Source organism: Halomonas sp. MMH1-48, from assembly GCF_022348105.1.
GTDB lineage: Bacteria > Pseudomonadota > Gammaproteobacteria > Pseudomonadales > Halomonadaceae > Vreelandella > Vreelandella piezotolerans.
In genome coordinates this window covers 81,786-94,480 of record NZ_JAKRFL010000006.1, presented here as the reverse complement: position 1 = coordinate 94,480, position 12,695 = coordinate 81,786, and the positions used below count along the sequence as shown (strand labels likewise).

General features: G+C 59.5%; 12 protein-coding genes and 1 tRNA gene. 5 read left to right on the top strand and 8 right to left on the bottom strand.

What is annotated here, in order from left to right; genetic code table 11:
* Positions 1–83 precede the first annotated feature (83 nt).
* The 6 genes from MHM37_RS07815 to MHM37_RS07790 all read right to left on the bottom strand — a co-directional run bounded on the left by MHM37_RS07815 (position 84) and on the right by MHM37_RS07790 (position 5,395).
* On the bottom strand, positions 84–725 hold the full coding sequence (locus tag MHM37_RS07815; protein ID WP_139525546.1) for a 50S ribosomal protein L25/general stress protein Ctc: 642 nt from the start codon (positions 723–725) through the stop codon (positions 84–86).
* A gap of 96 nt (positions 726–821) precedes the next feature.
* Positions 822–1,763 carry a ribose-phosphate pyrophosphokinase gene (locus MHM37_RS07810; protein WP_026001771.1) on the bottom strand — a complete coding sequence of 314 codons (942 nt, stop codon included), beginning with the start codon at positions 1,761–1,763 and terminating at the stop codon, positions 822–824.
* A 59-nt stretch (positions 1,764–1,822) separates the two neighbouring features.
* Positions 1,823–1,897, bottom strand: a tRNA-Gln gene (locus MHM37_RS07805).
* 30 nt (positions 1,898–1,927) lie between these two features.
* Entirely contained in the window at positions 1,928–2,788 is an 861-nt protein-coding gene (ispE, locus tag MHM37_RS07800) for a 4-(cytidine 5'-diphospho)-2-C-methyl-D-erythritol kinase (RefSeq protein WP_153842400.1), read from the bottom strand.
* A gap of 58 nt (positions 2,789–2,846) precedes the next feature.
* Complete coding sequence (gene lolB / locus MHM37_RS07795; RefSeq protein ID WP_153842401.1) at positions 2,847–3,497, bottom strand: lipoprotein insertase outer membrane protein LolB; 651 nt, start codon at positions 3,495–3,497, stop codon at positions 2,847–2,849.
* 86 nt (positions 3,498–3,583) lie between these two features.
* Positions 3,584–5,395 carry a tetratricopeptide repeat protein gene (locus tag MHM37_RS07790; RefSeq protein WP_239296231.1) on the bottom strand — a complete coding sequence of 604 codons (1,812 nt, stop codon included), beginning with the start codon at positions 5,393–5,395 and terminating at the stop codon, positions 3,584–3,586.
* A 228-nt stretch (positions 5,396–5,623) separates the two neighbouring features.
* Here MHM37_RS07790 and hemA point away from each other — a divergent pair, with 228 nt between their 5' ends.
* Genes hemA through moeB form a run of 5 tightly spaced genes read left to right on the top strand, consistent with a single transcriptional unit; the run spans position 5,624 to position 10,158 of the window.
* Positions 5,624–6,934, top strand: coding sequence for a glutamyl-tRNA reductase (hemA, locus tag MHM37_RS07785; RefSeq protein WP_239296233.1), 1,311 nt, complete (start codon positions 5,624–5,626; stop codon positions 6,932–6,934).
* Complete coding sequence (gene prfA, locus MHM37_RS07780) at positions 6,931–8,019, top strand: peptide chain release factor 1 (RefSeq protein WP_239296234.1); 1,089 nt, start codon at positions 6,931–6,933, stop codon at positions 8,017–8,019. The genes hemA and prfA overlap by 4 nt, the downstream gene beginning before the upstream one ends.
* On the top strand, positions 8,019–8,867 hold the full coding sequence (prmC, locus tag MHM37_RS07775; protein ID WP_239296235.1) for a peptide chain release factor N(5)-glutamine methyltransferase: 849 nt from the start codon (positions 8,019–8,021) through the stop codon (positions 8,865–8,867). The genes prfA and prmC overlap by 1 nt, the downstream gene beginning before the upstream one ends.
* Before the next feature lie 30 nt (positions 8,868–8,897).
* Positions 8,898–9,398, top strand: coding sequence for an Lrp/AsnC ligand binding domain-containing protein (locus tag MHM37_RS07770; protein WP_139525553.1), 501 nt, complete (start codon positions 8,898–8,900; stop codon positions 9,396–9,398).
* A 4-nt stretch (positions 9,399–9,402) separates the two neighbouring features.
* Complete coding sequence (gene moeB / locus MHM37_RS07765; RefSeq protein WP_239296236.1) at positions 9,403–10,158, top strand: molybdopterin-synthase adenylyltransferase MoeB; 756 nt, start codon at positions 9,403–9,405, stop codon at positions 10,156–10,158.
* A gap of 100 nt (positions 10,159–10,258) precedes the next feature.
* Here the strand turns inward: moeB and ahpF are convergent, their stop codons facing one another.
* On the bottom strand, positions 10,259–11,815 hold the full coding sequence (ahpF, locus tag MHM37_RS07760; RefSeq protein ID WP_139525555.1) for an alkyl hydroperoxide reductase subunit F: 1,557 nt from the start codon (positions 11,813–11,815) through the stop codon (positions 10,259–10,261).
* Positions 11,816–11,994: 179 nt separating this feature from the next.
* Entirely contained in the window at positions 11,995–12,558 is a 564-nt protein-coding gene (ahpC, locus tag MHM37_RS07755; RefSeq protein ID WP_139525556.1) for an alkyl hydroperoxide reductase subunit C, read from the bottom strand.
* Positions 12,559–12,695: the final 137 nt, after the last annotated feature.

Below are 12,695 nucleotides of genomic sequence, written 5' to 3'. Positions count from 1 at the left end.
GCGCCGAAGCGCTTGATTTTAACATCCCTGGGCCATGCGAGCATGGCCCAGGCAGCGCTGGCTGGCAGCACTTTTAACCAGGCTTACTCGGCGCTGTCTTCTGCGTCGCCTTCACCTTCGCCTTCTTCTTCGTCATCGCCGCGTACTTTCACTTTGGTGATGCTCAGAATGGCGTTGTCGTGCTCTTCACCATGGGACAGGTCAACGGAGGTGACGCCGGCCGGCAGGGTCAGGTCAGACAGGTGCAGAGTCGTGCCCAGCTCGACCTTGCTGATGTCCACTTCCAGGAAGTCCGGAAGATCTTTCGGCAAGCAGCTAATGGCCACTTCGTTGGCCAGTACGTGCAGTTCGCCGCCTTGGTCTTTGATGCCGACACACTTCTCTTCGTTCACCACGTGCAGCGGCACGTTAATGGTGATTTCGTGAGTAGCGTCAACACGCAGGAAGTCAGCGTGGGTCAGCAGCGGCTTGAACGGGTGACGCTGCAGGTCACGAACGACAACTTGCTCTTCTTTACCGTCGATCACCAGCTTGATGACAGAGGAGAAGAAGGACTCGTCTTCGATCGCTTTGTAGAACGCCGTTTTTTCTACGGAGATCGACTGAGCACCTTTCTCACCGCCGTATACAACGGCCGGTACTTGTTGGTTCGCACGACGCAGGCGGCGGCTCGCACCTTTCCCCAGGTCGTTACGAACGCTGGCTTGCAGGATAAAATCAGACATGGAATTTGCCTCTTGGTTTAAGTAAGGAAACGCCGCCGCCCGCGACCAGACGACGACGTTTCCAGGGCCCCAAGTGGGGGCTCATAACGTCAGGCGTTAGTGAAACATCGCGCTGACGGATTCTTCGTTGCTGACGCGGCGAATGGCTTCCGCAATCAGGCCAGCAACGCTCAACTGGCGAATTTTTCCGCTGCGACGCGCGTGGTCGGCGAGCGGAATGGTGTCGGTCACGACAACCTCGTCCAGTACAGAGTTGGTAATGTTGTCGACCGCGGGGCCGGACAAGATCGGATGCGTGGCGTACGCGACAACGCGCGCAGCGCCGTGGTCTTTCAGGGCTTCACCGGCTTTACACAGCGTGCCGGCGGTGTCGATCATGTCATCGACGACCACGCAGGTGCGTCCTTCGATTTCACCGATGATGTGCATCACCTGGGCTTGGTTCGCCTGGGGGCGACGCTTGTCGATGATCGCCAGATCGGCGTTGAGCTGCTTGGCGATGGCACGGGCGCGTACCACGCCGCCAACGTCAGGAGAGACGACCACGAGATCGTCGTAGTTCTGACGCTCGATGTCGTCCAGCAGGATCGGTGAGCCGTATACGTTATCGACCGGAACGTCGAAGAAACCTTGGATTTGGTCAGCGTGCAGGTCCATGGTCATGACGCGGTCGACGCCTGCTTTCACCATCATGTCCGCCACGACTTTGGCGGAGATGGGAACACGGGCGGAGCGTACACGACGGTCCTGGCGGGCATAGCCAAAATAGGGAACCACTGCCGTAATACGGGTCGCTGAGGCGCGACGCAGAGCGTCGACCATCAGGATCAGTTCCATCAGGTTGTCGTTCGTCGGGGCACAGGTGGATTGCAGGATGAAGACATCCTTACCACGCACGTTCTCATTGATCTCGACCGCGATTTCGCCGTCGCTAAATTGACCCACCGTGGCGTTACCCATCCGGCTGTCTAAGCTCTCGGCAATCTTTTGAGCGAGTTCGGGATTGGCGTTCCCGGTGAAAACCATCAATTTTGACACGCGCAGCCACCTTTGCAGTGTTGGGGATCAGGGGAGAAAACGCAGATCAACATTAGCGTTGGCTGGGGTACCAGGATTCGAACCTGGGAATGCCGATACCAAAAACCGGTGCCTTACCACTTGGCGATACCCCAGCAATAACCTAATGCGATGACCGGGCGCTTTCAGCAGCCCAGAGCATCTTGTAGGGGAGAGGTGTTGAGTCCGCGCGCTACCCACGCTTGCCAGCGCCGATTAGCCAATTCAGCCACCGTTTGCGCTGCCTCTTTCGACTCGAAAGCGGCAAACAAACAGGCGCCTGTGCCTGTCAGTCGACTAGGTGCATGCTGCGCGAGCCAGTCAAGTGCTTCCGCGATGTGCGGGTAGCGTTTTTTGACGGTCGCCTCGCAGTCATTACGCCACTCGGCTACTCCCCCCTGCAGTGCGCGCGCCATAGTAATGGGGAGGCTGTCGCGTGTCAATTCCGAGTCTTGGAAGATCGCCGGGGTCGAGACGCTAATGCCGGGGTGAATGACCACGAACCATGGGGTGTCGAGAGTCACGGGCGTCAACTTTTCGCCGACGCCTTCTGCCCAGGCGCTGCGGCCCCGAACGAAAACCGGCACGTCGGCACCCAGCGCCAAACCGAGCTCGGCCAGGTGCGTATCGCCCAGTCCAAGCTGCCAGAGCCGGTCGAGCCCTTTGAGTGCGGTGGCGGCGTTGGAGCTGCCCCCACCCAAGCCGCCGCCCATTGGTAGGCGCTTCTCGATGGAAATCGTCGCGCCTAAGTGGGTGCCGCTGGCCTGCTGCAGTAAGGTGGCTGCCCGTACGATCAGGTTGTCATCGTGGGCCACTCCCGCTATCGGTGTGGTCAGTTCGATGATGCCATCTTGGCGCAGCGTGAAACTCAGGTAGTCGCATAGGTCGATGAATTGAAACAGCGTCTGCAGTTCGTGGTAGCCATCTGGGCGGCGCCCTACGATGTGCAGCATACGGTTCAGCTTGGCGGGAGCGGGTAGGGTAAGCGTTTGGGGTGTTGCGGACATGCCGTCTCTCTACTGCTAAGCGTATGAAAAGGGCTGGCGCTAGGCCAGCCCGAGAAGACTACTGTGACGCCTGCCACTGATTGACGACCAGGGTAATACGCACGTCGCCATAGTTCATCACTAGACGGCGCGGCAGCCACATGCCTTCTGCCTGCTCCCAGTCGCGGTAATCGATCTCCCAGCCATCCTGCTGCAAGAAGCTCGGAAAACCCAGCTCGTCGGTTTCTAGCTGGTAGCTGGCGTGATCGCCGGGCAGGCCGCGCACCCAGTCGGGCATGGCGCGCACCGGCAGCGACCAGCCAAGCTGCTCTTCCATCAAGGCTTCTGGCGTTTCGGCTTCGAAACGGCCTTCGCTGGTGGTCAGCGAGAAGCGGCCTTCACGGCCTTCCAGTACGCTACGGCCACCGCCGAAGGGACCGCTGATCAGCATGCGGAAATAGTAGGGTGTTTGGTTCCAGTCCAGGTTGGCGCTGGTGTTCTCCTGGGGGGTACGCAGTCCCGCTTTACCTACCAGGGTCCAGGTGTCGAACGCTTCGACCTCGGCCTGCTGGCGTTCCCATTGCCCTGCTTGGCGGCCGCTCTCATCGACCGGCGATTGGCTGGCACAGCCTGCCAGGGTGGCGATGGCCAGAGCCGCTACCCATAAGCGTGCAGCGCGGTAGCAAGAGGGCGTGCTAGAGGGGGCGCGGTGCAAAAAAGAGGTCAACATAACTGGCTCCATGTCATTGCTATTTACAAAGGTGGCTGTCGATTAAGAGAGCGCGCGGGCGCTAGTGCGCCCGCCAAGCGTAAGCCTTAGGGCGCGCGTACGGGCCTAAGTTCAGGATGGCGTTCTAGCAAATCATCGATTTGCGGGTGATACGCCGCGCGCTGAAGAATTCGCTCGATGAGCTCTCGCGCTTCATCGCTACGTCCCAGCGAGTGCAGAACCTCGGCGAGGTGCGCGGCAATTTCTTGGTCGGGCATTTGGGCGTAGGCACTCTCCAGCCACGCGAGTGCGTCATTGGGCTGGCCAAGTCGGAAGTATACCCACCCCATACTATCGAGTACTGCGGGGTTATTAGGGTCGGCCTCGTAGGCGCGCTCGATCAGGTCGCGGGCCTCCTCTAGCCTGCCAGCAATATTGAGATCGGCCAGAGTGTAGCCCAGCGCGTTCAGCGCATCGGCATTGTTGGGCTCGGTGCGCAGGATCTGACGTAAATCCTGCTCCATGCCGGCCAAATCACCTCTCTCCCAGGCGCGCATGGCACGCATGTAAAGAAGGCTGGTGTCATCCGGCGTGCGGGTGAGTTCACGATTCAGTAACGCCGTGGCGTCCTCTTGACGTGAGAGCTCGTCGAGCAGCTGTACTTCTAGCCGTACCAAGTCGCCAAAGTAAGCATCGTGGCGCATACGCTCGATGCGCAGAAAGGCGCGGGCGTCCAGCAGGCGGTCGTCGTCGATCAGCATGTTGGCCGCTGCGGCTCTGGCGGGAAGAAACTCGTTGCCCTCCTGCACTTGTCGATAGTAAAGAAGGGCATTGTCGACTTCATCTTGAGACTGCGCAATGGCACCCATCAGGAAGTAGACGAGGTTTGGGACGTTCTCTTGACCAATCAATGGTTGCAGCAGCCGATAGGCGGGCTCGCTGTGTCCCTCTTCTAAATAAAGCTGTTCTTCTAAATAAAGCTGTGCGAGAGCAATACGTAGTTCCTGGTTGCCGCCATGACTATCGAGAAGCGCGTTGGTTTGCTCCTCGGCGGCGGTAATGTTGTTGAGCCGGATTTCTGCCTGAGCCAGCATGAGGATGAATCGCACGTCGTCCGGGGCAAGGTTCAAGCCCTGCTGGGCGGCTCGCTGTGCGCCACGGTGGTCGCCGGTTTCAAGTGCTAGACGGGCTTTGGCAAGCCATAGCGCGGATGACTCGGGGGCTTGTTGCTCCACCTCGTTCAAGTAGCGCTGCGCCGTTTGCGTTTCTCCTAGGGCGGCTTCGATCAAGGCGGTACCTAGCAGCACATCGCTATGAAACTCGCGCTGGGCGGCGTCGGGCTCGCCGAGGTAGCGTCGTAACTGCTGGGCTAGCAGGCGTAGCGGTGCCTCTTCCGCTACAGCGATTTCGGCAAAGGTGGCGATCTCACCGTTACCGCCAGCCCTGGCGATGGCGAGTCGTTGCTCTAGGCTGTCGAGCCAATCGCCCCGCTGAAGCGACAGCGACGCTAACAGGCGGTTGGGCGTCTCTGCTTGTGGATCGAGCTCACGCCAGCGAAGCGCGGCGCTTTCCATCAACGCCGCGTCGTTACCAAACCGAGCAGCAAACGTGGCGCGTTCGGCAAGCCCCGGCGAGGTATAGCGCTGCGCGGCGTCGAGATAGCCTTGCCCAGCATAGCGGTAGTCGCCTCGCTGCCCGGCCAGCTCGGCGGCCAGCAGGGTGCTCAAGCCTGCGGCATCCAAGCCGCGTGTGATGGGGGGCGCCGATGCCATGGGATCATCGACACGAGATGGCGCGTCGTTACCCAGCAGCGAGGGCGAGAGCTGACAGCCGCTCAACATCAGCATGGCGGCCAGGGGGTACAGTGGAAAACCCGAAAACGAAAGGGGAATACCCAGAAGTGTTGCGCGATGGGGCATGCGTATCTCGATCAAGTGGCCGAGTGTTCAGCATAGCGGCTTGGCTGCCTGCGGCAAAGTGGTGTGCGCCAGAAGATGCTCGGCTGTGATAGAATGACTCTCCTTGAAAAAGAGCCGAGTCAGCGCAATTCACTTACAAAGCTGCTCTCTTAGACTTGTATCAGCAAGCCAAGAAACAATGACCGACAGTGACGTGACGACCGATCCACTAGCGAAGACGCATAACCCATGACGCTTCTTGCCCTGGGAATCAATCATCGTACTGCTACCGTTGCGGTGCGCGAGAAGGTGGCTTTTACGCCAACGCAGCTAGAAAGCGCGCTGGCCGAGCTGCGCAGCCTGCCTCACATCAGCGAAGCAGCGGTACTTTCGACGTGTAATCGCACGGAGCTTTACTGTGTGACGGATGCCGCCGGTGAGCAAACCGTATTGGACTGGCTGGGCCGTTTTCATAATTTGCGTGTGGAAGAGCTTACCCGCTGTGCCTACCACTACCACGATAACGATGCCGCGCGTCACTTGATGCGCGTGGCCGTTGGGCTGGACTCCATGGTGTTGGGCGAGCCACAGATTCTGGGTCAGTTGAAAGAGGCTTACCAGCAGGCGCGCCAGGCCAAGGGGCTGGGTGGCGAGCTGGAGCGGCTTTTTCAGCACACCTTTGCCGTGGCCAAACAGGTACGCACCGAAACCGGAATCGGCAAGAACCCGGTGTCGGTGGCCTATGCCGCCGTTAGCATGGCCAGCCGCATTTTCGATGATTTCAGTCGCGCCAATGCGCTATTGATAGGTGCGGGGGAGACCATCGAATTAGTGGCTCGCCACCTGCACGAGGCCGGGGTGCGTCAGCTCACCGTTGCCAACCGTACCCGTGAACGTGCCGAACGGGTCTCCTCTTCGCTCGGAGGCACGGCGATTACCCTGCCGGAAATTCCCGACGCCTTGGAGCGTGCCGATATCGTCATCTCGTCCACCGCCTCGCCGCTGCCGATTCTGGGTAAGGGCATGGTCGAGCGGGCGCTGAAGAAGCGCCGCCATCGCCCGGTCTTCATGGTGGATATTGCCGTGCCCCGGGATATCGAGCCGGAAGTGGGGGAGCTGGCGGACGTGTTCCTGTATACCGTCGATGACCTGGAAGAGGTGATCGAGGAGAACCGGCGCCATCGCCAGGTTGCGGCCGACCAAGCCGAGTCGCTGATCGAACACGGCGTGGGGAGCTGGCAGCAGGAGCGGCGGGTACGCAACGGCGGCGAAGTGATTCGCGATTTTCGGCGTCACGGTGAATCGCTGCGCGACCAAGCCCGCGACCAAGCGTTGGAGCGTCTGGCCAAAGGCGAAGACCCCGCCAAAGTGGTCGAGCGTTTGGCGCACCAGCTCGCTAACCGGTTCATGCATCAGCCGACGCTGACTATTCGCGAAGCGGCTGCCCAGGAAAACCACGATTTGCTCAGCGCCGTGCCGCGCCTGCTGCTACCACCGAAGCCCGCCTTCGAGCAGCCTGCGCCCTCGGCAAAACGCCAGAAGGATGATACGCCCGCATGAAAGAGACTTTGCGCCAACGTTTAGACAGCTTTTCCGATCGGTTCGAAGAGCTGGCCATGCTGCTGTCGGATCCTGAGGTGATCAACAATCAACAGCGCTTTCGCGACTACTCCCGTGAGTACGCCGAACTCGAAGAGCTGGTCGCCGCGTGGAAGCGTTATCTCGACGTGGAACAGAGCATTGCCGACGCCGAGCAGCTCAGCCGCGACAGCGACCCCGACCTGCGCGAGCTGGCCGAGATGGAGATCATCGAAGGCCGCGAGCAGTTGGAAACGCTCGACGTGGAGCTCAAGCGCCTGCTGATCCCGAAAGATCCCGACGATGGGCGCGGCGTCTTTTTGGAAGTGCGTGCAGGTACTGGCGGGGACGAAGCCGCTATTTTTGCGGGCGATCTGTTTCGCATGTACTCCCGCTATGCGGAAAAGCGTGGCTGGCGTGTCGAAGTCGTCAGTGCCAGCCACGGCGAGCAGGGCGGTTATAAAGAAGTCATCTCCCGGGTGAAGGGTGAAGGCGTCTACGCGCGGCTCAAGTTCGAGTCGGGCGCTCACCGGGTGCAGCGCGTACCGGCAACCGAATCGCAGGGGCGTATCCACACGTCAGCGTGCACCGTCGCGGTGATGCCCGAGGTGGACGAGGTGGGGGATATCGATATCAATCCGGCCGATTTGCGGGTTGATACCTACCGCTCCAGCGGTGCCGGTGGTCAGCACGTCAATACCACCGACTCCGCGATCCGTATTACCCACCTGCCCACCGGCGTGGTGGTGGAATGCCAGGAAGAGCGTAGCCAGCACAAGAACCGTGCCAAAGCGATGTCGCTGCTGGCCGCCAAGCTCAAACGCAACGCCGTGGATTCACAGCGCCAGGAGCAGGCCGATGCTCGCCGCTCGTTGGTAGGGTCGGGGGATCGCAGCGAGCGAATCCGGACGTACAACTTCCCCCAAGGGCGCATTACCGACCACCGGATCAACCTGACGCTCTACAAGCTGACCGAAGTAGTGAGCGGCGAGCAATTGGACGACGTCATCGAGCCGCTGATTCACGAGTACCAAGCAGAACAGCTCTCGGCGCTGCAGGACGCTTGATGACGTTCGACGCCCTTCTGAAGAGCGCTGCCCAGCGGTTGCAGCGCGCCGGTTCGCCATCGCCACGGATCGATGCTGAGGTGTTGATGGCATTCGCTGCAAGCCGCAGCCGCACGTGGCTATACACTTGGGGCGATAGCGAATGCCCCACCTGGGAGCATGCTCGCTTTGACGCCTTGGTCGCCGCGCGTGCTCAGGGACAGCCGGTGGCTTACTTGACCGGAGAGCGCGAGTTTTGGGGCCTGCCGCTAGCCACCTCGCCCTCTACGCTGATCCCCCGTCCCGATACCGAAACGCTAGTGGACGTCGTGCTGGCGCGTGCCAAAGCGCCCAGCGGCAGGCTGCTCGATTTGGGGACGGGCACCGGGGCTATCGCGCTGGCCTTTGCCAGTGAGCGGCCGATGTGGCAAGTCATTGGGGTCGATGTTCGGCCGGAGACAGTGTCGCTTGCCACTCACAATGCTCAGACACTGCACATCGCTAACGCAACTTTTTTGCTGAGCGACTGGTTTGCTTCGCTGGGAGTGCCGCCTGACGGCGATGCATTCGATATCATCGTGAGTAACCCGCCTTACATCGCCGCCGACGACCCGCATTTGTCCGAGGGTGACGTGCGCTTCGAGCCCCGTTCGGCGCTGGTGGCCGAGGGCGATGGCATGGCGGACTTGATGCATCTGATCATCGCTGCCCAAGCGTTTCTTTCTCCCGGCGGCTGGCTGGCGCTAGAGCACGGTTACCAGCAGGCTGCCTGCGTTCGCCAAGCATTGATGCAGGCGGGCTATCAAAACGTTGAAAGCGTACAAGACATCGGCGGCCATGAACGGGTTACCCTGGGGCATCTCGAATAACTGCCTGATTCATCAGTATTGGATCCTGCCATGAAACCAAAAAATAGAACGCTGGACCGTATCGACCTGAAGATTCTGCGCTGTCTGCAGGAAAACGCACGTATCTCCTATGTAGACCTTGCTTCGGAAGTTGGGTTATCCACAACCCCTTGTTTGGAGCGTGTCAAACGCCTGGAGCGAGCGGGCATCATCCGCGGCTACCAAGCCATTCTCGATCCCCGGGCGCTCAAGGCGAATTTGCTGGTGTTCGTCGAAATTAGTCTTGAAACCCAATCGCCGACGGTGTTCGACGAGTTCCGCCGTGCGGTCGAGAAGCTGCCGCAGATTCAGGAGTGTCACTTAGTCTCTGGGCAGTTCGACTATATTTTGAAGTGCCGCATTCCCGAAATGGCCGCGTATCGTCAGCTATTGGGCGATGTGGTGCTGACCCTTCCCGGCGTGAAAGAGTCGAAAAGCTACGTGGTGATGGAAGAGGTGAAGGAGAGCTTTAGCCTGCACATCCCCGATATCGAGGAATTTGAGGATAAGTAACGCGATGATGGACGATCAGGCGCTGCTGCGCTATAGCCGCCAAATCATGCTGCCCGAGGTCGATATTGGCGGCCAGGAGCGCCTGCGTGCTGCTCATGCCCTGATCATTGGTGCCGGCGGGCTCGGCTCGCCGGTAGCGCTCTATCTGGCGGCGGCGGGCGTTGGCAGGATCACCATCGTCGATGCGGATCAGGTGGAGCTGACGAATTTACAGCGTCAAATTGCCCACCAGCAAGCCAGTCTGGGGGTCAACAAAGCGCGCTCAGCGAAGGAGCGTATGCAGGCGCTCAACCCGGAGTGCCATGTCGTGGCGATCGAGCAACATGCCGAAGGCGAGGCGCTCATGGACTTGGTGGCCTCGGCCGACGTAGTGCTGGACTGCACCGACCGATTCTCCAGTCGCTATGCCATCAATGCCGCCTCTCAGCGGGCGGGCGTGCCGCTGATTTCCGGTGCAGCGATTCGCTTTTCGGGCCAGTTGGCGGTGTTTGATCCCCGTGATGATGCCTGCCCCTGCTATGCCTGCCTCTACCCGCCAGGCGATAGTGACGACGAAACGTTGAGTTGTGCGGAGAGCGGGGTCATGGCCCCGCTGGTGGGGCTGATCGGCTGTTTCCAGGCGGTCGAAGCATTCAAACTGATTAGTGGCGCGGGCAGGTCACATCAGGGCTTGTCCACCTTCGATGGCTTGAGCGGCCAGTGGCGCCATTTCCAAGTGCCGAGAGATCCTGCCTGCCCAGTGTGTAGCGCCCACGCATAAAAGAACGCCCGCAGGGAGGCGGGCGTGACGTCACGGTCTTCACGTCAAAGGGAACGAACTCAGTAGGGCGGTACGGCCGCCCTCTTAGCCAGTCATTTGCTTAATGACGAATCAGGTAGTCGAAGGCACCCAAGGACGCTTTGGCGCCTTCACCCATGGCAATGATGATCTGCTTGTAAGGCACAGTGGTCACATCGCCTGCGGCGAACACGCCGGGCACCGAGGTCATGCCGTGGGCATCGACGATGATCTCGCCACGCGGGGACATTTCGATGGGCGAGCCTTTCAACCACTCGGTGTTGGGCACCAAGCCGATTTGTACGAAAATGCCTTCCAGTGCGATGCTCTTCACTTCATCGGTATTGCGGTCTTTGTAAGTCAGGCCGTTGACACGGCTGCCGTCGCCAGTGACCTCGGTGGTCTGAGCGTTCAGCACGATGTCGACGTTGGGCAGGCTCTTCAGCTTCTTCTGCAAGACGGCATCGGCGCGCATTTCGCCCATGAACTCCACCAGCGTCACGTGACCGACGATGCCGGCCAGGTCGATCGCGGCTTCGACGCCCGAGTTACCGCCACCGATGACCGCCACCCGCTTTCCTTTGAACAGCGGGCCGTCACAGTGGGGGCAGTAGGCAACGCCTTTGTTGCGGTACTCCTGTTCGCCAGGCACGTTCATTTCGCGCCAGCGGGCGCCGGTCGCCAGTACCAGGGTCTTGCTCTTCAGCTTCGCGCCAGATTCGAAGGTGACCTCGTGCAGGCCGCCATCGGCCTCCGCTGCTTTGAACGATGTAGCGCGCTGCAGATTCATGACGTCGACGTCGTACTCTTTGACGTGCTCTTCGAGCGCGCTGACCAGCTTGGGACCTTCGGTATGGGTGACGGAGATGAAGTTCTCGATGCCCATGGTATCGGCGACTTGACCGCCGAAGCGCTCAGCGGCAACGCCGGTGTTGATGCCTTTACGGGCGGAGTAGATCGCTGCCGACGCACCTGCTGGGCCGCCGCCGATGACGAGCGTATCGAACGCAGCTTTTTCGCTCAGCTTCTTCGCTTCGCGTTCTGCAGCGCCGGTATCGACCTTGGCGAGAATCTGTTCGAGGGTCATGCGTCCCTGGTCAAACGGCTTGCCGTTCAAGTAGATGCTGGGCACGGACATGATTTCGCGCGATTCGACTTCATCCTGGAACAGCGCACCGTCGATGGCGACGTGGCGCACCTTCGGATTAAAGATTGCCATCAGGTTCAGTGCCTGGACCACATCTGGGCAGTTCTGGCAGGAGAGCGAGTAGTAGGTCTCGAACAGCATTTCGCCGTCGAGATCCTTGATTTGGTCCAGCAGCGCTTGAGAGGTCTTCGGTGGGTGGCCACCCACTTGCAGCAGCGCCAGTACCAGCGAAGTGAACTCGTGGCCCATGGGGATGCCAGCAAAGACCACGCCGGTCTCTTCACCGGGGCGGTTAATCGCAAACGACGGGGTACGGCTATCTTGCCCATCGGTGTGCAGGGTAATTTTATCGGTGAGGCTGCTGATGTCTTCCAGCAGGCCCAGTAATTCACGTGACTTGGCACCGTCATCGAGGGACGCAACGATCTCGAACGGTTGAGTCACTTTTTCCAGGTAAGCTTTCAACTGATTTTTTAAATTGGCGTCCAGCATGACAGTGGCTTCCTCGCAGTCAGCAATAAGTCGTTCTCGACCTAAAACGCTCGCTGCCGAGTCAGTCGGGCAGCCAATGGCGCTAGGGAAAACAGGGATGCGGTGATACGGGTGCTTAAACGGAACACCCGGGCCAAGTGCCCGGGTGCCATGCTGCCGGTAGGGCAGCGGTAGGCGAGTTAGATTTTGCCTACGAGATCCAGAGACGGGGCAAGTGTCTCTTCGCCTTCTTTCCATTTGGCCGGGCACACTTCGTTCGGGTTTTCACGAACGTATTGAGCTGCCTTCACTTTACGCAGCAGCTCTTCGGCGTTACGGCCAATGTTGCCTGCGTTGATTTCGACGATCTGGATTTTGCCATCGGGGTCAACGACGAAGGTGCCGCGCTCAGCCAGACCCGCTTCTTCGATCAGTACTTCGAAGTTGCGAGAAATTTGCAGGGTCGGGTCAGCGATCATTGGGTACTGAAGCTTGCCGATGGTTTCAGAGCTGTCGTGCCATGCTTTGTGGGTAAAGTGGGTGTCGGTAGATACGCTGTAGATTTCGACGCCCAGCTTCTTGAAGGCTTCGTAGTTGTCGGCCAGATCGCCAAGCTCGGTCGGGCAGACGAAGGTGAAGTCAGCCGGATAGAAGAAGAAAATGGACCACTGACCTTTGAGGTCCGCTTCAGTAACATCGATAAATTCGCCGTTCAGGTAGGCGGTGGCTTTAAACGGTTTTACTTCAGTGTTAATCAAAGACATTTAGAACGTCTCCATAAAGGGTGGATGGCAGTAAAAAAAGTTGTTGCTAATGGTAGCGGGCTACGACTAATAGCTAAAATTGGAAAAATGAATCTTTCCAATAGAAGTGGGCTATTGAACGATTTGGCTACCTTTCG

Excerpts from the sequence above, each read along its gene's own strand:
- MHM37_RS07815 (WP_139525546.1), bottom strand. The coding sequence starts at position 725 with ATGTCTGATTTTATCCTGCAAGCCAGCGTTCGTAACGACCTGGGGAAA.
- ispE (WP_153842400.1), bottom strand. The coding sequence starts at position 2,788 with ATGTCCGCAACACCCCAAACGCTTACCCTACCCGCTCCCGCCAAGCTG.
- lolB (WP_153842401.1), bottom strand. The coding sequence starts at position 3,497 with ATGTTGACCTCTTTTTTGCACCGCGCCCCCTCTAGCACGCCCTCTTGC.
- MHM37_RS07790 (WP_239296231.1), bottom strand. The coding sequence starts at position 5,395 with ATGCCCCATCGCGCAACACTTCTGGGTATTCCCCTTTCGTTTTCGGGT.
- hemA (WP_239296233.1), top strand. The coding sequence starts at position 5,624 with ATGACGCTTCTTGCCCTGGGAATCAATCATCGTACTGCTACCGTTGCG.
- prfA (WP_239296234.1), top strand. The coding sequence starts at position 6,931 with ATGAAAGAGACTTTGCGCCAACGTTTAGACAGCTTTTCCGATCGGTTC.
- prmC (WP_239296235.1), top strand. The coding sequence starts at position 8,019 with ATGACGTTCGACGCCCTTCTGAAGAGCGCTGCCCAGCGGTTGCAGCGC.
- MHM37_RS07770 (WP_139525553.1), top strand. The coding sequence starts at position 8,898 with ATGAAACCAAAAAATAGAACGCTGGACCGTATCGACCTGAAGATTCTG.
- moeB (WP_239296236.1), top strand. The coding sequence starts at position 9,403 with ATGATGGACGATCAGGCGCTGCTGCGCTATAGCCGCCAAATCATGCTG.
- ahpF (WP_139525555.1), bottom strand. The coding sequence starts at position 11,815 with ATGCTGGACGCCAATTTAAAAAATCAGTTGAAAGCTTACCTGGAAAAA.
- ahpC (WP_139525556.1), bottom strand. The coding sequence starts at position 12,558 with ATGTCTTTGATTAACACTGAAGTAAAACCGTTTAAAGCCACCGCCTAC.